The sequence below is a fragment of the Ruegeria sp. C5 genome (genome assembly GCF_056537605.1).
Map to the genome: position 1 here is coordinate 1,171,985 of NZ_JBQFRX010000001.1, position 24,154 is coordinate 1,196,138.

General features: G+C 54.3%; 21 protein-coding genes and 1 pseudogene. 10 read left to right on the plus strand and 12 right to left on the minus strand.

What is annotated here, in order from left to right; all coding sequences use genetic code 11:
• Window positions 1-60: 60 nt before the first annotated feature.
• The gene (gene rhaS / locus ACR0AW_RS05960; RefSeq protein WP_058272419.1) at window positions 61-1,059 is read right to left on the minus strand and encodes a rhamnose ABC transporter substrate-binding protein; all 999 of its coding nucleotides are present in this window, start codon (window positions 1,057-1,059) and stop codon (window positions 61-63) included.
• Window positions 1,060-1,108: 49 nt separating this feature from the next.
• The gene (locus tag ACR0AW_RS05965; RefSeq protein ID WP_170624484.1) at window positions 1,109-1,912 is read right to left on the minus strand and encodes a DeoR/GlpR family DNA-binding transcription regulator; all 804 of its coding nucleotides are present in this window, start codon (window positions 1,910-1,912) and stop codon (window positions 1,109-1,111) included.
• Between the two features lie 146 nt (window positions 1,913-2,058).
• Between ACR0AW_RS05965 and ACR0AW_RS05970 the strand changes: the two genes are divergently transcribed.
• Both ACR0AW_RS05970 and ACR0AW_RS05975 read left to right on the plus strand, forming a co-directional pair.
• Window positions 2,059-4,200: a bifunctional rhamnulose-1-phosphate aldolase/short-chain dehydrogenase gene (locus tag ACR0AW_RS05970; protein WP_170733123.1), complete on the plus strand. Its 2,142-nt coding sequence runs from the start codon at window positions 2,059-2,061 to the stop codon at window positions 4,198-4,200.
• Window positions 4,201-4,211: 11 nt separating this feature from the next.
• The gene (locus ACR0AW_RS05975) at window positions 4,212-5,441 is read left to right on the plus strand and encodes an L-rhamnose isomerase (RefSeq protein ID WP_170624488.1); all 1,230 of its coding nucleotides are present in this window, start codon (window positions 4,212-4,214) and stop codon (window positions 5,439-5,441) included.
• 349 nt (window positions 5,442-5,790) lie between these two features.
• Here ACR0AW_RS05975 and terL read toward each other — a convergent pair whose 3' ends face one another.
• Both terL and ACR0AW_RS05985 read right to left on the minus strand, forming a co-directional pair.
• On the minus strand, window positions 5,791-6,882 hold the full coding sequence (gene terL / locus ACR0AW_RS05980) for a phage terminase large subunit (protein ID WP_170733124.1): 1,092 nt from the start codon (window positions 6,880-6,882) through the stop codon (window positions 5,791-5,793).
• Between the two features lie 68 nt (window positions 6,883-6,950).
• Window positions 6,951-7,658, minus strand: a complete 708-nt coding sequence (locus ACR0AW_RS05985; RefSeq protein ID WP_170733125.1) for an IS6 family transposase — start codon at window positions 7,656-7,658, stop codon at window positions 6,951-6,953.
• A 52-nt stretch (window positions 7,659-7,710) separates the two neighbouring features.
• Between ACR0AW_RS05985 and ACR0AW_RS05990 the strand changes: the two are divergent.
• Window positions 7,711-8,016 (plus strand): annotated as a pseudogene (locus tag ACR0AW_RS05990) (nuclear transport factor 2 family protein); the annotation flags it as partial.
• A gap of 590 nt (window positions 8,017-8,606) precedes the next feature.
• Here the strand turns inward: ACR0AW_RS05990 and ACR0AW_RS05995 are convergent.
• The gene (locus ACR0AW_RS05995) at window positions 8,607-9,488 is read right to left on the minus strand and encodes a LysR family transcriptional regulator (protein WP_170379999.1); all 882 of its coding nucleotides are present in this window, start codon (window positions 9,486-9,488) and stop codon (window positions 8,607-8,609) included.
• Window positions 9,489-9,592: 104 nt separating this feature from the next.
• Between ACR0AW_RS05995 and ACR0AW_RS06000 the strand changes: the two genes are divergently transcribed.
• The 3 genes from ACR0AW_RS06000 to ACR0AW_RS06010 are packed head-to-tail and all read left to right on the plus strand — an operon-like array spanning window position 9,593 to window position 11,556.
• A complete protein-coding gene (locus ACR0AW_RS06000; protein WP_170380000.1) occupies window positions 9,593-10,387 on the plus strand; it encodes a VOC family protein in 795 nt (264 codons plus the stop codon).
• Between the two features lie 35 nt (window positions 10,388-10,422).
• On the plus strand, window positions 10,423-11,193 hold the full coding sequence (locus ACR0AW_RS06005) for a nuclear transport factor 2 family protein (RefSeq protein ID WP_170380001.1): 771 nt from the start codon (window positions 10,423-10,425) through the stop codon (window positions 11,191-11,193).
• A gap of 60 nt (window positions 11,194-11,253) precedes the next feature.
• Window positions 11,254-11,556 (plus strand): hypothetical protein, encoded by a 303-nt coding sequence (locus ACR0AW_RS06010; RefSeq protein ID WP_214648679.1) that lies wholly within the window; start codon window positions 11,254-11,256, stop codon window positions 11,554-11,556.
• 138 nt (window positions 11,557-11,694) lie between these two features.
• Here the strand turns inward: ACR0AW_RS06010 and ACR0AW_RS06015 are convergent, their stop codons facing one another.
• Together ACR0AW_RS06015 and ACR0AW_RS06020 are read right to left on the minus strand one after the other, a co-directional pair.
• On the minus strand, window positions 11,695-13,188 hold the full coding sequence (locus ACR0AW_RS06015; protein WP_170380003.1) for a DUF1254 domain-containing protein: 1,494 nt from the start codon (window positions 13,186-13,188) through the stop codon (window positions 11,695-11,697).
• 34 nt (window positions 13,189-13,222) lie between these two features.
• A complete protein-coding gene (locus tag ACR0AW_RS06020) occupies window positions 13,223-14,734 on the minus strand; it encodes a DUF1214 domain-containing protein (RefSeq protein ID WP_480438765.1) in 1,512 nt (503 codons plus the stop codon).
• A gap of 111 nt (window positions 14,735-14,845) precedes the next feature.
• Between ACR0AW_RS06020 and ACR0AW_RS06025 the strand changes: the two genes are divergently transcribed.
• Window positions 14,846-15,853 carry a helix-turn-helix domain-containing protein gene (locus ACR0AW_RS06025; protein ID WP_170685169.1) on the plus strand — a complete coding sequence of 336 codons (1,008 nt, stop codon included), beginning with the start codon at window positions 14,846-14,848 and terminating at the stop codon, window positions 15,851-15,853.
• A gap of 291 nt (window positions 15,854-16,144) precedes the next feature.
• Here ACR0AW_RS06025 and ACR0AW_RS06030 read toward each other — a convergent pair whose 3' ends face one another.
• Window positions 16,145-16,363 (minus strand): GDCCVxC domain-containing (seleno)protein, encoded by a 219-nt coding sequence (locus ACR0AW_RS06030; RefSeq protein WP_237217120.1) that lies wholly within the window; start codon window positions 16,361-16,363, stop codon window positions 16,145-16,147.
• A 4-nt stretch (window positions 16,364-16,367) separates the two neighbouring features.
• On the minus strand, window positions 16,368-16,691 hold the full coding sequence (locus ACR0AW_RS06035; protein ID WP_170447553.1) for a hypothetical protein: 324 nt from the start codon (window positions 16,689-16,691) through the stop codon (window positions 16,368-16,370).
• 98 nt (window positions 16,692-16,789) lie between these two features.
• Between ACR0AW_RS06035 and ACR0AW_RS06040 the strand changes: the two genes are divergently transcribed.
• The 3 genes from ACR0AW_RS06040 (at window position 16,790) to ACR0AW_RS06050 (ending at window position 18,975) form a co-directional block, all read left to right on the plus strand.
• The gene (locus ACR0AW_RS06040) at window positions 16,790-17,179 is read left to right on the plus strand and encodes a MerR family transcriptional regulator (RefSeq protein WP_170776338.1); all 390 of its coding nucleotides are present in this window, start codon (window positions 16,790-16,792) and stop codon (window positions 17,177-17,179) included.
• A gap of 503 nt (window positions 17,180-17,682) precedes the next feature.
• On the plus strand, window positions 17,683-17,889 hold the full coding sequence (locus ACR0AW_RS06045; protein ID WP_170430361.1) for a cold-shock protein: 207 nt from the start codon (window positions 17,683-17,685) through the stop codon (window positions 17,887-17,889).
• Between the two features lie 87 nt (window positions 17,890-17,976).
• The gene (locus ACR0AW_RS06050) at window positions 17,977-18,975 is read left to right on the plus strand and encodes a fatty acid desaturase (protein ID WP_253282845.1); all 999 of its coding nucleotides are present in this window, start codon (window positions 17,977-17,979) and stop codon (window positions 18,973-18,975) included.
• On the opposite strand, the gene ACR0AW_RS06055 is transcribed toward ACR0AW_RS06050, so the two are convergent.
• The 3 genes from ACR0AW_RS06055 to ACR0AW_RS06065 all read right to left on the minus strand — a co-directional run bounded on the left by ACR0AW_RS06055 (window position 18,967) and on the right by ACR0AW_RS06065 (window position 23,973).
• Window positions 18,967-19,215 (minus strand): ParB N-terminal domain-containing protein, encoded by a 249-nt coding sequence (locus ACR0AW_RS06055; protein ID WP_170712027.1) that lies wholly within the window; start codon window positions 19,213-19,215, stop codon window positions 18,967-18,969. The genes ACR0AW_RS06050 and ACR0AW_RS06055 overlap by 9 nt on opposite strands.
• Before the next feature lie 74 nt (window positions 19,216-19,289).
• Window positions 19,290-19,979, minus strand: coding sequence for a hypothetical protein (locus ACR0AW_RS06060; RefSeq protein ID WP_170485440.1), 690 nt, complete (start codon window positions 19,977-19,979; stop codon window positions 19,290-19,292).
• Window positions 19,980-21,600: 1,621 nt separating this feature from the next.
• Complete coding sequence (locus ACR0AW_RS06065; RefSeq protein ID WP_480438769.1) at window positions 21,601-23,973, minus strand: autotransporter family protein; 2,373 nt, start codon at window positions 23,971-23,973, stop codon at window positions 21,601-21,603.
• Window positions 23,974-24,154: the final 181 nt, after the last annotated feature.

The window sequence follows — 24,154 nt, forward strand, 5'->3', positions numbered from 1 at the left end:
GTGGGAAGAATGGGGTGTCGGGGCGTGGGTCATCGCACACGCCCAGACACGTCGTTCAGATTAGAAGATCGACTTGAACTGTTCGATGTTCGAGCTGTCGTAGGTGAACGGATCAGCCATGGCTGCCGAGCCGGTGTCATCCAGCGTCACCGAGCCCATGCGGCCCATCGGGATTTCGGCACCGGCACCGGTTTCAGCACCGTTGGCGATTGCGTGCGCAAGCATGGTGGCCGAGTAGCCAAGGTCAATCGGGTTCCAGATTGCGAAGCTCTTGGTTGCACCGCTATCAACACAGCCTGCCATCTCGGACGGGAGGCCCAGACCGGTCACGTTGATCTCACCGATCTTGCCCGCGTCGGTCACCGCCTGGCAGGACGCCAGGATGCCAACGGTCGTTGGCGCGATGATCGCCTTCAGGTTAGGGTAGGATGCCATGAGGCCCTGTGCTTCTCGGTAGGATTTGTCGCTGAGGTCGTCGCCATAGACGGTGGCCACCAGATCTACGCCGTCATAGTTCGGAAGAACCTCTTTCGCGGCCTCGATCCAGGCGTTCTGGTTGGTTGCCGTGGCCGACGCCGACAGTATCGCGACTTCACCACCATCCGGCATGTGATCCGCGGCAAGCTTGATGATCGTATTGCCGATCAGCGGGGTCGAGGATGGGTTCAGGTGCATTTGGCGTCCGCCTTCAGCCACACCCGAGTCCCAGGAAATCACGGTGATACCGCGGTCCATCGCGCGTTTCAGCGCTGGCACAAGTGCATCGGGGTCGTTTGCCGAAATCGCGATGGCGTCGACACCCTGCGCGATCAGGGAGTTGATGACCTCGATCTGACCTTCCGCAGTGGTGTCGGTCGGGCCGGTGTAGATGATCTCGACATTGCCAAGCTCTCCGGCAGCCTCTTCAGCGCCTTCGGCGGCCGCTTCAAAGAAGCCGATCCCAAGCGCTTTTACGACCAGAGCGATGCGCATGTTGTCCTGCGCCATCGCCGTGGTGCCAAACATACCGGCAGCAAGGCTCATCCCTGCGACAAGTGATGTGAAAGTACGACGCTTCATGATAGTTCCTCCCAGAAAGTCATGTTTGGGTCTCGGGTTTCGGAGGCGGTCAAGAGGCCACCTCGTTTTCTTGACCGCTGCCCGACTGGGCAACGATCAGATTCACATCGGCAGCCTCAAGCATGGCCGCCGCCTTGTCAGGAATTCCTTCGTCGGTGATCACGGTCGTGATCCGGTCCAACTGGCAAAGCACCAGGCTGGAGCGCTGCGCGAATTTCGAACTGTCGACCAGAACGATAAGCTCATCCGCCTGTCCGATCAGTTTCTGTTCTGCCTGGATCAAAAGCGGATCGGCCTCCATCAGGCCGATGGGGCCCAGCCCCTGCGCCCCCATGAACATGCGCTTTGCATAGAAGTTGCGGGTCACGTCGTTGTCAAAGGGCGACAGGATTATGTTCTGTTCCCGGTAGATCGCGCCGCCTGACAACATGATCGTGTTCTTCGAATGCTTCAGCAGGTGCTCAGCAATCGGGAACGAATTGGTAAAGACCTGCATCCTGCGGTTGGCCAGCGGATGCACCATCTGAAAGGTCGTTGTGCCCCCGTTGATGATGATGCTGTCACCTTCGCTACACATCTCAACCGCCGCGCGCGCAATCGCCTGCTTCGCTGCGATATTCATGGTTTCGTTGACGACGAACGGACGGCCCGCCAGCCCGGCGAACTGAGGTGGCGTTATCGCCTCAGCGCCGCCTCTGACACGGCGTACCTTCTGTTTCATGTGAAGTGTTGAAATGTCGCGCCGGATGGTGGCTTCGGACACGCCGGTCAAGGTGCACAGGTCCCCAACCGTCACGACGGGGCGATCCTGCACCGCAGAAATGATGATCCTATGGCGTTCTTTTTCGTGCAAAGCCACCTCCCATTCACTCCACGCTGCGCAGATTCGCCGCAGCTGTCAATCATTTTCGATCACTTTCAATCATTCTGCATTGCAGAATGACTGATTGTGATTGTTTTTGATTGACATAACGATGCACACTACTAAGCCTAAATGCGATGGTGCAGTACCGACCGCTGCATCGTGAGGAGGGCAGAACGTTGAAATCCATCGAAAATCAGCTTCTTGAGAACCGCTGGGATGACGCTGTGGCAGGTGGTATGTCCGAATCGGAACTGCTTCTCTATCGCTCCAACACGCTGGGATCGGATAAGCGCGTCACAAACTATGGCGGTGGCAATACCTCTGCGAAGGTCATGGAAACCGACCCACTGTCCGGCAAAGAGGTCGAGGTGCTCTGGGTCAAGGGTTCCGGCGGTGACATCGGGTCCATGAAACTTGACGGCTTCTCCACGCTATACATGGACAAGCTGAACGCGCTGAAGGGGCTTTATCGCGGGGTCGAGTTTGAAGATGAAATGGTCGGCTATCTGCCCCACTGCACCTTCAAACTGAACCCGCGCGCGGCTTCAATTGACACGCCCTTGCACGCCTATGTGCCGCGCAAACATGTCGATCACGTCCACGCCGACGCGATTATTGCGATCGCAGCGTCGAAGAATTCGAAGGAGCTGACCCAGGAAATTTTCGGTGACCGGATCGGTTGGCTGCCGTGGAAACGGCCGGGGTATGAACTGGGCCTGTGGCTTGAAAAGTTCTGCCTGGAAAACCCGGATGCCGATGGCGTTGTCCTTGAAAGTCACGGATTGTTCACATGGGCTGACACGGCGAAAGACTGCTATTACTGCACCATCGACGTGATCAACGTCGCGACCAAGTGGTTGGCCGAGAAGACCGCCGATGTTCCGGCCTTTGGCGGAGCGGTCCACCAGAGCCTCGCCCGGGAAGGTAGGCGGGCCGTTGCCGCCAGGCTGATGCCCGCGATCCGTGGCTTTGTCAGTGGCAACCAGCTCATGGTCGGGCATTTCAACGACAGCGACTCGGTGCTTGAGTTCGTGAATTCTAAGGACATGGAGGCGCTGGCGGCCCTTGGTACGTCCTGCCCCGACCATTTCCTGCGCACTAAGATCCGTCCTTTGGTCGTCGGCTTCGACCCGGCCCACAACAACATCGACGCAGTGCTTGAAGGCCTGCCCGCGCAAGTCGCGGCCTATCGTGAGGACTACACGGCTTACTACAACCGTTGCAAACACGATAACTCGCCTGCGCTTAGAGACCCCAACGCGGTTGTCTACCTGATCCCCGGGGTTGGCATGATCACATTTGCCAAAGACAAGGGCACGGCCCGCATTTCCGGCGAATTCTACGTCAACGCGATCAATGTTATGCGCGGGGCAAGTGCCGTCAGCGAATACTGCGGCCTGCCAGAGCAGGAAGCTTTTGACATTGAATACTGGCTGTTGGAAGAAGCCAAGTTGCAGCGCATGCCGAAACCAAAATCGCTGGCTGGTCGCGTCGCGCTGGTCACCGGCGGCGCCGGCGGCATAGGGTCGGCAACGGCAGAACGTTATCTGTCCGAGGGCGCCTGTGTCGTGCTGGCCGACATCAATCCTGAAAGCCTCACCGCGACGGAAGGGGTCCTGACCCAGCAGTTCGGCAAGGACGTCGTTTGCACCGTCCTGATGGACGTCACGGATGAAAATGCCGTGGCCCAGGCGTTGGCTGAAACATCCATCGAATTTGGCGGCATCGACATCCTTGTCTCGAACGCCGGGATCGCATCCTCTGCCCCGGTTGAGGAAACGTCCCTCGACCTTTGGAACAAGAACATGGACATCTTGTCCACGGGGTATTTCCTCGTCAGCCGGGAAACTTTCAAGATCATGCGGGTGCAGGACATGGGCGGATCTATCGTTTTCGTGGCTTCGAAAAACGGGCTTGCCGCCTCGCCCAATGCCTCGGCCTATTGCACGGCGAAGGCCTCGGAAATCCACTTGGCCCGTTGCCTTGCGCTTGAAGGTGCTGAGGCCGGGATCAGGGTCAACGTTGTGAACCCGGATGCGGTGTTGCGGGGTTCCAAGATCTGGGAAGGCGATTGGCTGGATCAGCGGGCTTCGACCTACGGCACGGATAAGGAGGGGCTGGAAGAGATGTACCGCAACCGATCCATGCTGAAACGCTCAGTCCTGCCGGAAGATATTGCCGAGGCCTGTTATTTCTTCGCCGCCGAGACGTCGGCCAAATCCACGGGTAACATTCTGAACGTTGATGCGGGCAACGTTCAGGCCTTCACGCGATAGGGAGACGGTCCATGAGCTATGAAAGCGCCAAAGCGCAATTCGCTGACTGGGGCGTCGACACTGATGCTGCAATCAAGGCTCTGAAGGGCATCCCGATTTCCGTTCACTGTTGGCAAGGCGATGACGTGGTGGGGTTCGAAAACCAGACCGCCACCTCGGGCGGGGGCATTCAGGCAACCGGAAACCATCCCGGCCGGGCCCGCAACCCCGACGAACTGCGGGCGGATCTTGAGTTTGCCTATGCAAATATCCCCGGGTCACATCGGTTGAATCTGCACGCGATGTACATGGACACAGACGATACCCCGGACCGTGATGAGATCGAGTATCGCCATTTCGCGCCATGGGTCGACTGGGCCAAGGGCATCGGCATCGGGCTGGATTTCAACCCGACTTTCTTTGCCCATCAAAAGGCCGATGACAACCTGACGTTGGCACACCCCGACAAGGGCATCAGGGACTTTTGGATCGAACATGGAAAACGCACGCGGGACATCGCGGCGCAGATGGGAGCCGCGCTTGGTTCACCCTGCATCAACAACATTTGGGTTCCGGATGGGTTCAAGGACCTTCCTATCGACCGTATGGCGGCAAGGGCCCGGCTTGAGGCCTCGCTCGACACCATGCTGGCCCAGGCGAAATCGGATATGCTGGATGCGGTCGAATCCAAGCTTTTCGGCATCGGGGTCGAGGCCTGCACGGTGGGCAGCCATGAGTTCTACATGGGCTATGCGATCCGCAACAAGACACTGCTGTGCCTCGACATGGGGCACTTCCACCCGACCGAGAATATCGCCGACAAACTGAGCGCCGTGGCCCTGTCTCTGGATGAGCTTTTGCTGCACGTGTCGCGCCCTATGCGTTGGGACAGCGACCATGTGATCATGCTGAACGATGACATCCTGGCGATGGCACATGAACTGGTCAGCGGCGACCTGTTGGGCAAGACCCATATCGGGCTTGATTTCTTCGACGCCACGATCAGCCGCACGGCCGCTTGGGTTATCGGCACGCGCAACATGCAAAAGGCGCTTCTGCAGGCGCTTCTGAAGCCCTGGGATCGCTTGCGAGCAGCGGAGGACGCGCTGGATTTCACAAGCCGGTTTGTTGTGACAGAAGAACTGAAGGACCTACCCTACGGAGCGGTGTGGTCTGAATTTTGCGCCAGAAACGACGCGCCTATAGGTACTGAGCTGATCACTGAGCTTGACGCTTATCAGGCCACTGTAGCGGGTCGCTGAGGCACGGCCCAATTTTGTGGAAAGTCTCCGTCTGGACAATCTATGTTGGAAAGAACGCCAAGATTGCATTCGATAGAAAGCGGTCGTCGCGCCGGTGACCATTGAGCGGCCGCATTAGTCCGCAATGCGGTCATTGGCGCAAAGCGCAGCGAATGCCTGCTTTCCGCCCAAAACGACAAATGCTGCGCCCATAGCCTAAGTCGCCTTTGGGCTCAAAGCCGTCATCCGACGGCATTAGCGATTAGACCGGTTTGTGGTTGCGAGCGGTCATTGGGGCCGCTTTCAGGATTGGTCCGACATCGGCCCTCCCAGTACTATTCAACGAGATTTCAAGCTTGACGCTGAGGTTCTACCGCCGTCTGATCCGCTCGCGACGGCGCTCGCGACGTTCGATGTTTATCTGATGATCATGGCCTAGCGCCCGATAAAACCCCACTCCCTTGGACCAGTTCACAAAGTGGGCAAAGCTGTCGACCTGATCGTCGTTGCGTCCGCGTGGAAAGGATTGAAGCTCTCGTTTGAATACCGGCAGCCAGGGTGCATCTGCAGGTAGATAAACCTTGCCCTCTTCGACAGGACCGCAAGCGGACTGGAACCGGGTTTCCTTGTCCTTGTCGGGTTTAATGCGTTCGTAGCGCCGACGGTCATCACGAAACAGCTCGTCCAAAAGAGGTTTGCCTGAGGCCGCATCTTCGATCAGGACACGATCGGGATCCCAACGGCCGACAAGTTGCAGTGCCTTGGCTTTTAGGTCTGGGTAGTCTACCTGCCCGCGCCAGACGTCGATAAGATACCACGCATTTTCGCGGAACCCCCAGGTTGTACAGACAGAGAAATCAGACCGGGGGTCTGCCGACATGCCCGTATCCCAGCTCTGAACCACCAGTTGGAACCAGCGGCGATCTTCGATGGTCTCGTAGGTGCCAAACCACTCCCAGCGCAAAGGCGACCCGTCGGGAGCAATGGGGTTCTGCTGATACTGGCAATTGAACACGGCCGCGCCCATTTCGCGGCGCTTGGTATCCAGCGTTTGCTGATCCAAACGGGACGGGCACAGGAGATCACCCGGTTTGCGGCGCATGCCCCTTCCAAGCCCAAGAGGAACCACCTCATGGTCTTCGGCGATGGCAGGCAGATTCAGATGCCGATAGGTCCCGCGTTCGAGCAGATAACCCGGCGGATCCATCTCGTGCAACCGTTGCGCAACCATAACCACACGCCCTTCGGCCGGATTGTCGAAGCGCGACAACAAGGTCCCCTCAATGAACTCCTGCGCCTTGACCAGCTCGGCTTCGGAGCCGGCATCTCCAGCTTTCAGCAGGTCATCGATGATGATGTAGTCAGCGCCATGACCGGTGACAGAACTTCCAATGGAGACAGCCTTACGGCTGCCTCCCTTTGTGGTGCGGATTTCTTCTGAGGTGTTGCCCTTTTTAGCCAAGACCGTTTCAGGAAAGGTGCTGTCAGACGAATTCGAACCAGTCTCAGTTTGCCGCGGAAGCTGCGAACCTATCCGGAACAAAGTTGACGCCACTCGCTGAGAGCGGCGGCGCGGGTCAGCTTGAAGGTGTCTCGGCTGGTCAGCGATCTTTCCTGGTTGAAGTGGTTGTAGACGGAGGAATGGACGGAGGCGAATTTCTGTAAACTTCGCATGCGCCTGAAACGCTGCATCGCGCGTTCGCGCCGTCGAAACGGCAGATGCGAATTCTCGACGCGGTTGTTGAGCCACCGGCCCGTCTGTTGTTTTTCGAGCGCGCCTATTTCTCTGAGCGCAGCCTTGTAGGAGGCGAAGCGATCTGTGACGATCTCTTCGGCGCAACCGTGTCGCTTCATCAATTTCTTGAGGAATTTCAGTGCTGCAGCCTTGTTTCGACGCTTAGTGACGACGGCCTCAAGCACTTCACCTTCGTGATCGACGGCACGCCAGAGGTAGTGGCGTTTGCCGTTCACTTTCACGAATACTTCGTCTAAGTGCCACTTCCATTTGGAAAAGGCTCGGAGTTGCTGAACCCGTTTTCTTCGGATCTCTGATGCAAACATCGGGCCAAACCTGTTCCACCAATAGCGGACAGTTTCATGGCTAACGTCGATGCCTCGCTCGTGCAGCAGATCTTCGACATTCCGAAGCGAGAGCGGGAACCGGATATACAGCATCACCGCAAGGCGGATGATCTCAGGGCTGGTTTTGAAGTACTTGAATGAGGCAGATTTGGTCATGGGCAAAAGCTACGAAAGCCCCCTGCCCGCCTCAAGGCAAGTTCTTCTGACAAGACCTTGGATGGGATTGCGGGCCAGCTTCCCAACGGCTGAATTCAAGATACACCATATAATTGGTCGTGATGATCCCGCGATGCCACCTCGTGCCGCCGTTCGCTGGACGCTTCACGGAATACACGAAGGATATGGCGCATTTGGTGAGCCGACAGGTGCCGAGGTTTTCGTCCTGGGAGCAACCCACGCCGAATACGGTGAATTGGTTACAGGAAAACCAAAGCTTCGTCGTGAGTGGACCCTTTACGACGAAACAGCCATATGGAAACAGATCCTATTGCAACCGAAAGTAGGGTGTCATTGAGCGTTCAAGACAATGTTGAATGTCGCCAGTGCCTGCGGTGTCTTTGCAAATTCGTATATCTCCAAAGTAATAGTCGTATCACCGGCAACACATTTTGGGCCGGCGAAATCAAAAGTGCAAAAAACGTCAAAAAATCTACGTTCGACGCCGCATCCCGATTGATGCTCTCGCTCCAAGAAACCCGAGTCGTCTCAGAATTGCGCCGGGTTTAGATCTGGTTTCTGAAATCCGTCATTGGGCGCAGTGCTACGAGATCACACTCTATTGCGCATTGCGACAATAGTGGACGGACTGTCAAATGGCATGCTTTGCGACCACCGGATGTTCTGCGCCACGATAACACAGTACGAACATCGCAGTGGGGGTGTTATGTGAACCGCCTTCTGGTTGAGCGCACCACCCATCACCGCTTGTCGCGAACCACCCCACAAGTCTTCTGCCCATTCGGCCCGCAGAGTTGCCGTGACTTTCATCCAAAGCGGGCATTCGAAGACTCTACACCCGCCGTTCGGGCAGAATGCGGAAAACAGCGGGATTGAGCCCATACCTACCAAATGCTGCGCATAGCGCGAGTGACTGCTTTGGACTTCCTACGCTCGAATCTCTTCACGCATAAACTCGACAAAGGACTTAACACGCGGCTTTCGAAAGGCCGAAGGCAACTGCACGCTTTGGATCGGCAAAGTGCGGGAATGGAACTCCGGAAAGAGTTGCACAAGACGTCCGGTTTCAAGGTCGTCCCCCAAAAACACATCTGGGCATATGAAGATGCCGCTCCCTGCGCGCGTCGGAACGAGGCAGGCGGGAGGACTGTTTGCGAGAAATGGGCCAGAGACAGGCACCTGCACGGTTTGCCCTTCGATCTGGAAGGGCCAGCGGTTTGGATCCGGGTTGTTCGCATCTCGAATGCAAATGTGGTCCGAGAGTTCCGCAGGATGTGAAGGTGCGCCATGTTCTTCAAGGTAGGAAGGGGTCGCGACGACTTTCATATGCGTTTCACCAAGCTTGCGAACGACCAAACTGGAGTCACTGAGCGCGCCGATCCGTATTGCGATATCGAAACCGCCCTTGGCCAGATCGGCATAATGATCCGACAAGTCCAATTCGACCGTGACGTTCGGGTGTTGCTCTACGAAGCGGCTTGCTGCTTTAGCCACCGCCGTGTCGCCATAGGTAAGGGGCGCGGCCACACGAACGATGCCCTTCAAGCCCTCTGAAGCGTCAAACTCAGTCTCCAACTGCTCCATCTCAGCCAGCACTCGTCGCGCTCCTTCCAGATATCGCTCCCCCTCGTGGGTCAGCGACATAGACCTGGTGGTGCGATGGAGAAGATTCAGCCCAACCATGTTTTCGAGCTGTGCGACACGCTTGCTGACCAGCTTGTTTGAAATGCCAAGCCGTTGTCCGGCGGCGGCAAAAGAACCGGATTCCACAACAGCCACGAAGCTCTGCATCCCGTCGATCCGGTCCATAGAATTGTCTCCATTTGCGCGATACACACTCGCTCTTATCGCCATTTTATGGAGAAAAGACCATCGCTAAGTTCCTCTCAAGCTTAATCGCAGGAGAAAAGAACATGGCAGCGTCAGACGCCCCCATCTCAATAGGTCAGGTCGCCCTGACGGTGCGCGATCTGGATAAGACCGCCACCTTCTATGAAGACGTGATTGGCCTCGGCCTGATCGAACGCGACGGTGAAAGCGCCTACCTCGGCACCGAGGCTGGAACGCTGATCGAGCTGCGCCAGGACCGAAACGCCAAACCCTTTCCTAAAGAGGCGGGGCTGTTTCACACGGCATTTCTGTTGCCTTCCAAACAAGACCTCGGCGCATGGCTGATCTACGCGGATGAGCGCGGTGTTCGCCTGGACGGGGCATCCCACCACGGTGTCAGCGAGGCGCTTTATCTGAACGATCCCGAAGGAAACGGCATCGAAATCTATCGTGACCTGCCTCGCAAAATGTGGAAACGCGAGGGCGATACCGTCCACATGACAACGCACCCGCTCGATCTGAAATCACTCACAGAAGATGCCACACAGTGGCAAGGCGCACCACAAGGCACAGTCATCGGACACGTTCATTTACGTGTCGGTGATGTCAGCAAAGCAGCGAAATTCGTTACTGACGAACTGAGTATGGTTCAGACCTTTGAGCTGCCCTCAGCCCGCTGGTTCGGGTCCGGTGGCTACCATCACCACCTAGCTACAAACGCTTGGCAATCCAAGGGAGCAGGCTCGCGCTCTGCTGGGGCCACTGGTCTCACAAGTGTTGAGCTGTTGGCAGACCCCAAAACTCTCACGCCCGGCCGCAAGGTCGACCCGTGGGGCACTGAATTCACGATCAACTCGGCGCAAGCATGCGCCGCGTGAATATCGTCAAATCAAACCAAGAGAGGACAACAACAATGACACCTAAAGAGCTCGTATTGGAGGCTGTAGCCGCCATTTTCGTCAACTTCGACGCAACCGCAGCCGAACAACTGCTGGCAAATGACTACATTCAGCACAACCCTGCTGTACCCACAGGTGCCGCTCCAATCCTGGGGTTTATCCCCGGTCTTAAGGAAAGCGGGATCGAGGTGGACATCCACCGGGTCATCACGGAGGGCGATATCGTCGTCCTGCATACCACCTACAACAACGCCCAGGCGTTTGGTGCAGACACCTTGGTTGGCTTTGATGTCTTCCGCGTCGAGGACGGAAAGGTTGCAGAACACTGGGACAACCTGACACCAATCACACCGCCGAACCCGTCGGGTCATACTCAGACCGATGGTCCAACTGAGATAACCGATCTGGATAAGACCGCTGAGAACAAGGCGCTGGTCACAGACTTTGTGCACACCATCCTGAAGGATGGCGACGTTGACCGGATAACCGAATTTCTGTCGACGGAGACCTACATACAGCACAACAGCAACATTGCTGACGGTCTGGACGGTTTGGGTGCGGCTCTTGCAGGCATGGCCGAGCAAGGCATCCAGATGATCTACACGGACGTCCACATTGTTGTGGCCGAGGGCAACTTTGTCTTCACCGCCTCCGAGGGCACGTTTGCCGACAAGCCGACTGCCTTCTATGACCTGTTCCGCGTCGAAGACGGCAAGATCGTTGAGCATTGGGACGTAATCGCGGACATCCCGTCCGAGATGGCCCACGACAATGGAAAGTTTTGATCGGGTGCCATCATGAAAGCGTTCTTGATCACCCTGATAATGCTCGTAGGAGGTAACGCAATGGCACAAGACGTCGGCGTCATTGAAATTGTGACGATGGACCTTGCTGAAGGCGTTACACCGCAAGAGTTCGAACCTGTTGATAAAGTCATCGAAGATGAGCATGTCAGCAAACAACCAGGCTTTGTCTCGCGCCAAGCTGCATTCACAGATGGCAAATGGGCAGTGGTAGTTAACTGGGAAAGTGCCGAAGACGCCCAAGCGTCCATGGATAGCTTTGCATCAGCACCCGCTGCTGAACGATTCATGAGCATGATCGATGCAACCACAATGTCGATGACACGCTACAATTTAGCGCGATAGCAGACAAACAGAAGGGCGGCACTACGAGGTAGTTGCCGCCCTCCCCTGGTTGTTGTCGCGTTGTTCGGGATGCGCACTCACATGGCACGACATCTCGTTCTCGATAGCGAACTGTTAGGGCGCTAAATTGACAGTCTATCACTCCATAAGTTCGATCTCGCCCGGGCGCCACGATCCGTCGAACCAAGGCTCGAGAGGGCCATACAATCGCAGTACGGTCGACCAAGATTTGCCCGGCATCGTCTGTATCCAGTTGCCCTCTTTGCCTTCAGGCGCTTCAGGCGCGAACCAGACAGTGTAACTTCCGTCTTCATTCGCTTCCAATGTAGCTTGGTTGCTGTCGACCCCTGCGAGTTTCTGATCAGTTTCGAGCAGTGAACGGGTTTGGGTGTCGTAAACGACGAAAGACCAGTAATCCTGCGCGGGCGGATTTGGCGGGATGGTGACGGAATAGGTGTTGCTCCCATCGAAGTAGTTCCCGTCACTGTCCCGGTTTGCCAGCGCATATTGCGACCCGACACCAACCTTTTGTGCAACCATGGCAGGCGTAATGCCAGTCGCGTAGTAGTGGAACAGGGTCCGCGCATCGAGGATTTTCACGTCCCCCGCCTGGAACTCATGATTGCCACCGACGAACGCCGTCTTCCAATACCCTTCGTCATAGTAGAATGGCGCACGCGAGCGAGGAGCAAAATTCAACGACTTAGCCGCCGCCGTGCCCAATGCGACTGCCTCTGTGAGCAGCAGCCTCAGTTCGTCATCGGGTTCAAATGGTTCACCTTTTCGGATACCCAGCGAGAACATTGCTCCCATCAATTCATCGGGAAGTGCTCCTTCCGCTTCGTTGTCTACAACGGCCTTCATCTCTTCAAAGAAGGAAAAGTCATTGGCGTGTATCGTGTTGAACTGAAGATCAGTCAGGTTCACAAATTCCTGATCGGGCGGCGCGTCGCGGTCTTCCCACCGGTAAACACGAAGAGTTTCCTTCACACGATCCACTGCGGCTCCAACGCCGTCTTCCCCATAAAACGCACGCAACAGAAACCAGTTCCGATAGCTTGGCGGCTTCACAATATAGTAACCGTCGTCCGGCAACTCACCTTCATAGTCGGGCGGAACGATCAAGAACTTCCCACCCTCGCCAGCGTCAGGCCCAGCGTTCCCGATGTCAGTGACATAACGCATATAGGCATCGTTCACGAACCCCAGCATGCCCGGCGGCACGTCGTAAACCACTGGCCCTTCGGACAGGTCCGTACAGTTAAGAATGTAGATTGTCGTGGTGTTCGGCGTGAGAAGAAGCGAACGGGCGTTATACAGGTCTTCAAAGATCCCGATCTTCATCGGATCAACGCCAGCGCCCTCTTCGAGCCCGTGACACATTGCATATGTTGAGGCTGCAGGCATTCCATCCATGAATACCTGCATGCCACGCATGAAATTTAATGCGTTATACGACAGCTTAGCTGTATCCGGCGTCGGCAAGCCGTCAAAATATTCCAACGTTCCAAATCGTGTCTCCACCTGATCCGGTACGATTATGCTATCCGGAACTTCAGCCTTGTACTCTTGGGCTGGAGATTGCGATGCGAGTACCAGGGCGGTCAGCACGGCTAACGACTTTGTTTTCATTGTTCACTCCATTGGGAATTTTTGTTTGTTTTGATCAGTTTACTTTTTCTAGATCGCCCAGCATCCAGCCACTTTCCAACCATCCGTCTTGCGGCCCATATAGACGGAACAAAAGGAAGTACGGCTCTGTGGTTGGTATCCAGTTGCTTTCCTTGCCTTCCGGTGCCTCCGGTCCAAAAAAGATGTCGTAAGAACCGTCTTCATCGGTTTGCATAGAGTCTGTGTCGCGCTCGGACAGACCCACTGGATCAACGTTCCGGATGAAGCTCTTGGTCTCCATCGAATAAACAATCACGGACCAGAAATCGTCGGCAGGTGTGTCTGCTGGCACGTTAAGTCTGTAAGTCTGATTGTGGTCGTACATGTCGCCGTCGCTGTCGCGAAGGCCCGTCAGATAAAAGGTACCGCCACCGAGTTGTTTCGGCAGGTACGTGATCCAGAAGTAGCTGCCGCCCGCACGCGCATCCACAAGTACCTCTGTCTCAGTCTCATACGGGAAGCCTGCCTCGGGTTGACCTTCGGCAAAGTCCCATATCAGCCACTGGCTTTTCATCTCGCCGCTATCGTCGACCCAGAGCGGTATCATGGCTTTGCCGGGCGTAACAAAGTAGTTCTGCATAGAGGCATACGCCAACAACAAACCCTCATTCATTGCTTTCAACTGAATTTCCGATGGTTCGAAAGGTTTTCCCTTTTCGATCCCGAGATCCTTCAGGAAATTTACCATGACCTTGTCTTGTTGTCTGACGGGGTTGTTTTGAACGTAATCATTCAAGTCCTGAAAGAAGGTCTCGTTGTAGTATGGAAGCGAGTCGTACGGCACTTCTGACGCTTCGAGATAGTTGTTGGGTGGTGGATTGTCAGCCTCAGACAGGTAGTACACTTTGATCGTCTGAGCGTACTCGGCCGCATCGGTGTCCGTTCCGCCATTCGTCAGTTTTGGCCGGAACGAAAAACCATATTCGTAGGTATCTGTTTCAAAGGGAAGGTATCCCGCTTCAGTTAATTCCTCCAGCGACATTTCCCCTTCGTAGCCTGGGGGTAGCATGAGGTACTTGCCGCCGGCACCTTCATCGAAACCATCGGGACCTACGTCCACAATAGGAACATCCCAAGCATTCACGATTGTACCGAAGTAGTTCACCTTGTCGGTGGCAGCGGGCACTTCAATGACAAGGGGACCGGGTTCGGAGGTCATTGAAGCCCAAGCATAGGCCGTAACATCGTTGGCCGTAAGAAACCCATGTTTGGAGTCGAACGGCTTGTTGAGATAAATGATGTCATTGTAGTCGCCACCGAGGTCGCGGCGAATGCCCTTGAGGAAATCGATCATACCGGCGGCAGGCATTCCCCAGATGGCCGTCTGGGTGGCACGCTGCACCATAATCTTGTACTCGATGTCCTCGACCTCGGCTGATCGTGCAAGGATGTCGCCCGTGTCGTTGAAGGACTGGGAGAAAACTGGTGAAGCAGAAATACCTGCGCCGAGCACCATTCCCAAAAAATGCATCGAAAAACCGCCGTGTAATGGCCGAAGTATTTTCATATTGCAATGCTCCCTGCTGTTTAGGGAAAGCTTGCACATCCGTTCAGCCGATGCGTATCATTTCACGACACGCGGGCGAACAAGCGGGTTGACGGATTGAACCTACCACCGATGATTTCGGCTAAGGCCTTGGGCGCGATGCCCCAGTTTGTGCTTGAGGCCGCTGGGGAAAGACGCTTGTTGCGTGCTTTTGACTCTGCCGATCTTCCTGTTCACTTCATTGAGGAAAGAGGCGGTTACATCTCGGAGCATGCCTTGGCGACCTTTGTGCACGAAGCCGCACGATCCACGGGACAACAAAACATCGGATTGTTGTGGTCACCGTATCTCACTGTCGCTGACTACGGCGCCTGGGGGAGTTACGTTCTTTCTGCTCCAACGCTGGGGGCAGCGCTAATACGAGCTTCTGCCGTCATGCCATTTCATTCGTCTACGGATCGCGCGTGGCTTGAAACTTCGGGCACAAGCGCGCGCTACTGTTATCGTTTTGGACTTCGCTCGCATTTCGCGTATCCGGACATCGGCTTCTCGGCCGTTGGGGTTTTTTTGAGCATATTCCGCGCGTATTTAGGAAGCGACTGGAAGCCATCTGCCGTGCTCTTGGACTTCCCGAAGGTTCCTGGATTTGTCGAGGCAGAAGACACCTACGCTTGTCCTGTAATCTGGAACGCCTCCCGGCTTGGGGTTGATTTTGATGCATCGGCTTTGCGAGCCGAAACCACGCCCAAAAAACTTACCGGCGGCTCGACAACCGTCGGAGATATTTCTCGCGAACGATTGGGCGGCCCACCTCAAACACTTAGAGGACAAGTCGAGGAAGTGGTTTGGCAACAACTTCATCGGGAGGAAATGTCGATTGATGCCACCGCGCGTTCGCTCGATCTTGGCGTTCGCACACTACAACGGAAGTTAGCAACCGAAGGGGTTCGTTTTCGCGAAATCGTCAACGATGTCAGGGTAGCAAGGGCCGAGGAACTCCTCACAGATACGCGCGAGACAGTCTCCAGTATCTCCTCCATGCTAGGATATGAAACCGCAAATAATTTCAGCCGCGCATTTAGGAAGGTGACGGGACTGACGCCCTCTGACTATCGCAAGATGAACTCCGACAATAGTTGACTTGTGGGTCGCGAGAGCAATCTTCCAATGTCTGCTTTGTCCGCATAGCCGACTTTGATCCAATGGCAATAAAGTCCGCAGAGCGGACATTTAAGCCTGGTACAGCTAAAGACTGCATTGAGCACAACCTGTACCCTGGATTTTATTGCTGCATGCGCTTGCAGCAGTAACGACACTGCAACTGCCGAATACCTTGTGCGGCCAAGCAGCGGAAAAAACTGTCATTCATGCAAATAGCAGCGATGCTCGCGGCGGCGGCTCACAGTTCGCTCAACAAAACCGTCCTTCACTTCATCCGCAACAGCTATCGCCTAGCTGAATTGGTGGACACGGGACCGTGGCATATGAACAGTAAACACAACAGTCGCCTTCCAACGGCTTCAAAACTGTTTTGCACGACTTGCATTCATAGAACCACTGGCAAGCATCCGTTGGCATTTGCTCGGTTTCACTGTGGCCGCACTTCGGGCAAATCAGGGTGCTTTCTAGGACTACAGTTTGTTTTGTCATAGTCTCACATCTGCATGATCAGGTAATCGTTAATCCATGCCTCGTTAAACACAACGACCCAACCCACGCCGGTGATTAGAGTCGTTCCTGCAAGCCACCATTTCAACGTCGGCAAGGAACCGCGCCGATAAGATACCATCCATGATATCACGACGAGCGCCGTTGACATCGTCAGCACATAGTAACTCGCTGCGGCAACCTTCCCAAAGATTGCCAACCAACTGCCACCCAGCCCCAGTAACATCATCGTCATGGGCAAAACGCAGCAAGTCGCGACGCCAAGCGCTGATAGCGATCCCAAATAGCTGAGGCTAAGGTACTTCTGCATTCTGTTTCCCTGATGGACTACGTCGCGCGGAGTTGTAGAGACAACAACCTCTCGTTTAACTTCTGTAGCCACTACAGGATCAAGACAGGAAATCGCACATGTTTGCGATTGGGGAGGCATCCCGGCAAAGCGGTGTCGGAATTGATACTATCCGCTACTACGAACGCGAAGGGATCGTGCCGAAACCAGAAAGGGCATCGAATAATCGACGCATGTACTCTGCGCACGATGTGGGACGGCTTTGTTTTCTAAGGAAGTGCCGAGACTTGGGTTTTGCGCTTGCCGATGCAAAGGTGCTTCTCAACCTATCCGAAGGTGATAGCGAGGATTGCCAATCCGTTAAGGAACTGGCCGAGCTTCATATCTCCAATGTGCGTATGAAGATAATCGAACTTAAGCGATTGGAGGCCGCCCTGAATGAACTTACGGCCAACTGTAACATCGGGAACGTTTCTTGCCCGATGCTTGCGCAGATACGGACCTACTAATGGCACTTTGAGGCTCGCAGTCGCCCTATGCCAACGCAGCATGACCCAAGATTCGGGCCGCGCAGAATCTACCGTTCGTTAGAGAGGTCAACTCGTTGATTTAGCAATGTTTCAATCACTCAATGAACATTTGTGCCTTGCCGCGGTGTTCTTGAAGCACGCGGCGATTTCGGACAGTGAGCCCTACCTGCCGTGCCTGAGCAATCAATTTGCTGCATACGCATTCGGCAGGTTTTATCGGAAGCCGACCTCTGATTTCCGAACCACAGAGCAATGGTTCTGCTTATCTTTGTCCCAAATTGGGCTGGGCAGACTTAGATCTTCTGTTGCTTTCCGTTGTATCAAGGCTTGTATCGTGTGTACTCGAAGTCCATATACACAGGGCTTACGTTTTTCTTTTTCGACCTGCTGTCTCCCAAACTCGGCGTTCAGTCTTTCGATTCAGACCGACCACGCCGAGTCGCCGCAATAATGCGGGCGGCAAGTATTAGGAGACTTCCACCATGGCAAATGGCACAGTAAAATGGTTCAACTCGACCAAAGGTTTTGGCTTTATCGAACCTGAAGATGGCAAGCGCGATGTGTTCGTGCATATCTCAGCACTTGAGCGTTCCGGCATCAGCGAATTGAAGGACGGCCAGAAGGTCACTTTTGACGTCGAAGCTGGCCGTGACGGGCGCGACAGCGCCGCCAATCTGGCACTGGCCTGACCTTTTACGGGCACCCTTATGGGGTGCCCGTTTGCACAATGGGCTGCTAAAAGCCCTTGGAGAACAAGTCAGTTGCAACAGCAGGAATTGACCCGGGCGCTCGCGCAATACCGTGTGCCCGATACGAAGCGTAGCGTTATTGAACTGACAATCACTGTCATCCCCTTTTTCGCGCTATGGGGCGCAGCGTGGTTTGCGCTATCCCTTAGTATCTGGGTCACTGTTCTATTGGCCATCCTGAACGCCGCATTTCTGGTGCGTATCTTCATCATCATGCATGATTGTGGTCACGGATCTTTCTTTAGAAGCCGCACCGTTTGCAATTGGACCGGCCGGGTTCTGGGTGTTCTCGCCCTGACACCCTATGACGTCTGGCGGCAAAGCCATGCGATTCACCATGCCTCAACCGGTAACCTTGATCGGCGTGGTATGGGTGACATTCCTACATTGACCATTGAGGAATACCTGAAACGGAATTGGTTCGGGCGTGCCGCTTACAGGTTAATCCGGAACCCCTTCTTCCTGTTCTGTATAGTACCGGTCTACACGTTCTTTTTTCAAAATCGCTTGCCCTTTGGTTTCATGCGGTCAGGCTGGCTGAATTGGGCAAGTGCAATGGGAACAAACGCCGCGATTGCGGTGGTCCTGGCTCTGATTTTTTGGACCGGAGGCCTGGATGTACTGGTTTTTGTATTCCTTCCAACCATGATCGTCGCCGCATCGATTGGTATTTGGCTATTCTATATTCAACACCAGTTTGAACACACGACTTGGGAGCGGGAAGAAGTGTGGAATCTTCAGAACGCCGCATTCTATGGAAGTTCTCACTACGCCCTGCCAGGCATCCTGCGGTGGTTCTCTGCCAATATCGGTGTGCACCATGTTCACCACCTTGCCAGCCGCATACCGTTTTATCGGCTAAACGAGGTTTTGCGTGACCATTCCGAGTTGGAAAATTGCCAGCGTATTACTCTATATGAGAGCCTTCATTGCGCACGATTGCATCTTTGGGATGAAGAAAGTCAGCGCCTGCTGACGTTTTCTCAGGCTTTGTCGAACGCCAATCCCAACAAGAGTTTAGTGTAATCTGGCGCGCACCAAAAAGGCGTCGACAGTATCACCGCCGAGGGCGCGAATGGCCTCTAGTCGGTGAAGGCCTTCAATCAGCACGAACCGCTTGTTGTCCGCGCGTATCTGGATCGGGGTCTTCTGGCCGTTTTTCAGGATATCTTCGGCCAGTGTCAGGACTTTTTGTTGATCAAGCGTTTTCGCCCGTTTTACAGGGACATAGATCAGGTCGAGCGGATATGGTCTTTTCTCCAACATAAGCTACGTAGGTAACCTTTCGTGCATTTGTTCCGGTTCAGAGTTCGCTACAAAAGCGGGGGCTGGAACGTACGTCATAGAACCGAACGAACAGCATCGCGCAGTTCCTGATGCATAATCCAAGTTGCTGGCTCATCGACACTTTCGATGTGAGAAAATGCCAGGACCTGAGCGGCGCCATCATTCTGTACCGATCCGGCTTCGGGTAGGTCTAGTTCCAGGTATTCTGCGATCAATAGTCCGATTTTCTTGAAAACTTTGATGGAGGCCTCGCGCGATTTGTAACCGGCTGCCTGAGACAAGTGACCAATGGTCAGACCGTCCTTGCCTGCGATTGTAAGTGCTTTGAGCATTGTGACCTGCGCAGGGGTCAGCCTGATTTGTCGCAGTGCCTCGGCATATTCTCTTTCGCTGGGAACGAGGGTGCCGGAATTTCCCTCCAAACGGCGTTGACCGCTACGTTTCCTGTCTCGTTCACCGAGAATTTCTTTTAATGCTTCGATGGCCAATGCTGGTGTTTCACCGACTGCATCAGCAATCATTGTCTGCGTTTTAGCCGGTGGCTTAGGGAATGCGCGCGCAACGCTGTTACCGCTCAGGATGCCAGCCTTAATCAAGTACTTTCCAAATTCTTCTTCAATCACTCCTGCTACGTCAGCGTTCCGCGGCTCACGAACACTGCGGTCCTGAAATGCTCTTTGTTCCAGACCACGAGCTGACATCTTTGAACCGGGAAGGGTTACTTGAGGGGCATTTTTGCGCATCAGAGAAACACCACCACAATTATGGCCGCAACAAACACCAATAACGCGATAAACATCTTCGCTCTGTAGGACCAGCGATGCGCCCTTTCGGCCTTGAGCATTTTGCCCAGGTTTTCGTCAATCGAGTTATGGTTCACGGCTTGGTCCTTCCGGATTTGTCAGGCGATATTGATTTCCAGCAACCTATTTTCACGGCAAATTTTCGGCGCACTTATCGTTCTGTCTTGTGAACGGTCGATTACATTCCCAACCATCACCTCTTCGATTCAAATGAGCGTTGGAAGGGATAAGGATCGCAACGCACCTGTCCTGGTTTGAGCGAAAGCCACGTTCACATTTCCATCCAGAGTAGGTTTCAGGTGCAAGGTATGCATGCTGTGGAATTGCCACCGGTTCGCAACCGCTCTCCGTTTCTCTGAAACCTCTGAGGCACACCCAACCATCCGCGCTGTTTTTGTCAGTCAGGCGGCCGTTGCTCGGGACACTAATCGCAACACAATCCTGGTCTTCCTTACGAAATCCCCAGTCACAGTGTACTTCCTGTGCGCCAAACCGGGTTTCGACGTACCCATTTTGAGGCGCAATCAATTCTTCGCATTTTTCTCCGACTCGTCGGAAGAGCCGATTGCACTCCCATCGATCTCCAGTCGATGCAAGATATGCGTTTTTAGGAACTGCTATTTCCTCACAAAGATCTCCAACACGCTGGAATCCATGGTTGCATTCCCAAACTGGACCATAGGAACTGCCGGTCAAATGCGCATTTTGAGGTGCGTTTGCTCTTTGACACGATCCGTTCTTGTTTTCGAAACCTTCGTCACAAACCGATCCGTCGGCATTGCCTGCGACTTGGGCAGGAAGCTGCGTTCCTGAGAGCAACACCAAGAGTGTCGGGATCAGGCAAAGAACGCGGCGCAAAAACACGATGAATGACTGAATGAAGCGGAGCCTGAGACCTGATCTATCGGGCATCAAGCACGCAATTTATGAGCCATGTGCTGTTCATACGGCGCCTTCTTTAATTGGTCACCCGATGACTGGGGCTTGTCAGGTGACAGTTGCGAATGCTTGCGAGGAACGAGCTCATAGCGAAGACCCCAGCGAAACCCGTTCCTATGCTGGGGCACATGCTACAGTTATTCTGAAGGCCATTGGATCATCGAAGCCGGCAGCATCGCGGCGACGAGTAACTTTCACCAATGCACTTTTGTGGTCCTTAGCCAGAATAGTGTCAAGGAAGTTTCCCTTGTCGCAATGCAAGTACCGCCAGGGCAGGTAGTTTTTGAAACTGCCGGTGACCAAGATCCTTGGTGAACTACCGAAAGAAATTGTCTGGCCTGAGTGCGGCGAAAGAGGAGTATGTGATCAAGGCTTCCCCGTGACTATGAATGACTGGCCTGATAACATTGGCTGCAACGCAGCGATTTTCGCGCCGCTTCTGCACAAGTACTCGCGGCGTGATCAAATGGCCGCTCGGTCCCGCACAGTGGACATTCAAGCAAGTTGCAGCAAACGACCGGTATGCGGGACAAAGCGGACGTCCACTGGGTTCGATTGTGAAGGCACAACAACGATGGTCGGTGTGTGCGATTCCTAAGGTTGAAACAACCGTACGGACAAATCAGAACCGAACACTTAAATTCGCACCTAGGCCATGTTCTTGGCCATTGGAGCGGACAGAATAGCCATATCCTGCTGTTAGTCTTGCCAGATCAGAAATCTGATAGCCCAGTCCAAGCCCAAGAACGAAACCATTGGCGCCTCGGTTTTGTCCGACTTGCGTGAATGTCCCAAATATCGGGCTCGTGACAGTGATTTCGTGTTCACTGTCCTTGTTGGCAAAAAAATCATACTCGTAACGAGCAAAAGCGATTGGGGTTAGCACACCATTCTCTGTCAAGAAATCCCGCTGGTAGTCAATTCCAATAGAAGCGACCAGCGATTCTGCGTTCGCTTTTTCAATCGAGTAATTGAAATCACCACCGCCCGTCTCTGTGCCTGAACCTTGTTGGATACGCCCGTAGTTCAATCCAAAAACCGTAGAAACCCTTGCACCGCTGTCCAGGTTAAACAGCTTCCGTGCCTGGATACCGGCATGGATGCCCTCTTGGTCCAAATCCGATTTAGCCTCGCCTCCCGTAAAGCCATCAACAGAAGGGTTATTTCGCTTGGCGTCGGTTTCACCGAACATGTAACCGACCAGCCCGGAGAACTCCCAAGTTCCGGTTGTTGTGCGCCCATAGACGCCCACATGATAGCTGTCGGTCGAAAAGTCCTGATCGACTTGATCGTGTACATCCATGGAGGATGTCCCAAAACCTGCGTACACGCCGACCACACCTCTATCGGTGCTTGCGACATCCGCTCCGACCAAAATCGTGCCCAGCGAATAGTCGAATGTCCCAAGGCCATTGCTTCCATCAACGTCCCCGCTCACATAGGCCGTGTCGATCCACCAGCGCCGATCAGAGCAGTCTATTGCGCCGCTTGGGCTCTGGGCCGAGTCGATGTCGCCTTCTGCAACGGGTTGATCCGCATTGCTGAAGCCAACCGCTTGATACTTGCGGCAGTCAGCATGGCTCAGCACAGTGTTTGTTATCAGGTCAAGTTGCTCAAGCCCAACGGTCAAATTGGAGGAATAGGGCTCTGCGTGCACACGATTAAACCCAGCCAAACCTGAATTGGTAAGCGTGTTAACTGCATTGCCCAAGGTTGTGCCGTTGGTCAGAATGGTTCCAGGTGACTTGATTGCAGTGTTGGCCACCGCACCAGCGAGATTGCTTGCATTGGGTGATCCTACAACTGCTGGATGCTGCGGTAAGCTCGAGACGGGGAGGGTCGAAAACGCTATGTCGATTCTACCGTCCGCGGTTGGCGTGTTTGAGATACTCAGACTGGATAGGGCGGGCAGAGATCCTCCGGCAACAAGAGTTGGGGAGTTTCCATCGAAACGCGAGGCTTGAAAAACCGTGTAGTCGTTGCCAGCAGCATAGTCCTGCGCAGTCAGGCCGGGACGAGCGGCTTCGACTTGTATAGTGGCGCGGTTAATCCCTGTAACGGGCCCGCTGGATGACACCAAATCGGCTTTCTGACCGGCCGTCGGATCGACTTCACTTAAGATCCTTGACCCAGTTTCAAAGGCGATACCGCCACTATTGTTAAGCGTACCAATTGAAAAGCCCGGCGAAAGCACCCCTCCGTTCTTAACTGTGAAGTTGAATGCGTTCACGGTTCCCGTTCCGGCCAGCGTGCCAAAATTCTCAAAGTTTACGGTGTTCAAACTGCTTGCTGCATCGAGCCGAACGGTCGTGCCTGCCGCTATCGCCATGTCACTGGTTGAAGAAATCGAACTATTCGTCAGTGTGAAATCAGAAGCCTCGGCAACCCGGGTTTGGATATAGTACGCCCCGAAAACCACTTCGGTAGCCCCTATAACGGTAAGGTTGTCGTAGGTTAACGGTCGGTCTGACTGGAAGTAAACTTCAGTGGGGTCGATATTCGCGCCGTTGAACGGAACGAACGTCATTGATCTGCCGGAACCAATCGAAGTTCCAATGAGGTTCACTCTGAGCTTCCCGTTGATGTTTGTTGCCAACGCTTCCCGGGATACAAAGTCTCCGCTGCCTGCGGCGACATCAACATTCAGAAGAGTTAAAACTGAAGCATTGCTTGGAACGGTATTTTGGCCAGGAACATACAATTCAATTTCACCTGAGGACGTGATAGAGGAGTTACCAATTGTAAGTCCTGTTATGGGTCCGTTTGGGATCGGCAGACACGTGCGTTCCGTCGTTGAAATTGTTTGATTAACGCGAGTGCTTTCAGATCCGGAAGAATATTCTATCCGAGAAGAGCCCAATTCAACGCAACCCTGTGCGCTTTGGGCCTGCGCGTCGTCCACCACTAACACATAAGCCAAGACCCCCAGTGACAACTTAAGAATTAATGCACGCTGAACGCTTAGTGCCGCAAGTGTCGGGCCCAGTGTTTCCATCAGCTTTCTCCTCTTATTTGATAAGCGAGAGTACACCCAATCGTGATACACGGTGAGTTTTGTGAAATGCTCAAAAAAGTCAAACGATTGACTGCTTTGGGCTCGAAGCAGTCATCCGACGGCATTGGCGATGAGACTGGTTTGTGGTTGCGAGCGGTCATTGGGGCCGCTCTCAGGATTG

Excerpts from the sequence above, each read along its gene's own strand:
- ACR0AW_RS06015 (WP_170380003.1), bottom strand. The coding sequence starts at position 13,188 with ATGAAAACAAAGTCGTTAGCCGTGCTGACCGCCCTGGTACTCGCATCG.
- ACR0AW_RS06040 (WP_170776338.1), top strand. The coding sequence starts at position 16,790 with ATGTTTGCGATTGGGGAGGCATCCCGGCAAAGCGGTGTCGGAATTGAT.
- ACR0AW_RS06025 (WP_170685169.1), top strand. The coding sequence starts at position 14,846 with ATGATTTCGGCTAAGGCCTTGGGCGCGATGCCCCAGTTTGTGCTTGAG.
- ACR0AW_RS06045 (WP_170430361.1), top strand. The coding sequence starts at position 17,683 with ATGGCAAATGGCACAGTAAAATGGTTCAACTCGACCAAAGGTTTTGGC.
- ACR0AW_RS05985 (WP_170733125.1), bottom strand. The coding sequence starts at position 7,658 with ATGACCAAATCTGCCTCATTCAAGTACTTCAAAACCAGCCCTGAGATC.
- ACR0AW_RS06065 (WP_480438769.1), bottom strand. The coding sequence starts at position 23,973 with ATGGAAACACTGGGCCCGACACTTGCGGCACTAAGCGTTCAGCGTGCA.
- ACR0AW_RS06010 (WP_214648679.1), top strand. The coding sequence starts at position 11,254 with ATGGCACAAGACGTCGGCGTCATTGAAATTGTGACGATGGACCTTGCT.
- ACR0AW_RS06005 (WP_170380001.1), top strand. The coding sequence starts at position 10,423 with ATGACACCTAAAGAGCTCGTATTGGAGGCTGTAGCCGCCATTTTCGTC.
- ACR0AW_RS06000 (WP_170380000.1), top strand. The coding sequence starts at position 9,593 with ATGGCAGCGTCAGACGCCCCCATCTCAATAGGTCAGGTCGCCCTGACG.
- ACR0AW_RS06055 (WP_170712027.1), bottom strand. The coding sequence starts at position 19,215 with ATGTTGGAGAAAAGACCATATCCGCTCGACCTGATCTATGTCCCTGTA.
- ACR0AW_RS05995 (WP_170379999.1), bottom strand. The coding sequence starts at position 9,488 with ATGGACCGGATCGACGGGATGCAGAGCTTCGTGGCTGTTGTGGAATCC.
- ACR0AW_RS05975 (WP_170624488.1), top strand. The coding sequence starts at position 4,212 with ATGAGCTATGAAAGCGCCAAAGCGCAATTCGCTGACTGGGGCGTCGAC.
- ACR0AW_RS06060 (WP_170485440.1), bottom strand. The coding sequence starts at position 19,979 with ATGCGCAAAAATGCCCCTCAAGTAACCCTTCCCGGTTCAAAGATGTCA.
- ACR0AW_RS06020 (WP_480438765.1), bottom strand. The coding sequence starts at position 14,734 with ATGAAAATACTTCGGCCATTACACGGCGGTTTTTCGATGCATTTTTTG.
- ACR0AW_RS05970 (WP_170733123.1), top strand. The coding sequence starts at position 2,059 with ATGGTGCAGTACCGACCGCTGCATCGTGAGGAGGGCAGAACGTTGAAA.
- rhaS (WP_058272419.1), bottom strand. The coding sequence starts at position 1,059 with ATGAAGCGTCGTACTTTCACATCACTTGTCGCAGGGATGAGCCTTGCT.
- ACR0AW_RS06035 (WP_170447553.1), bottom strand. The coding sequence starts at position 16,691 with ATGCAGAAGTACCTTAGCCTCAGCTATTTGGGATCGCTATCAGCGCTT.
- ACR0AW_RS06030 (WP_237217120.1), bottom strand. The coding sequence starts at position 16,363 with ATGACAAAACAAACTGTAGTCCTAGAAAGCACCCTGATTTGCCCGAAG.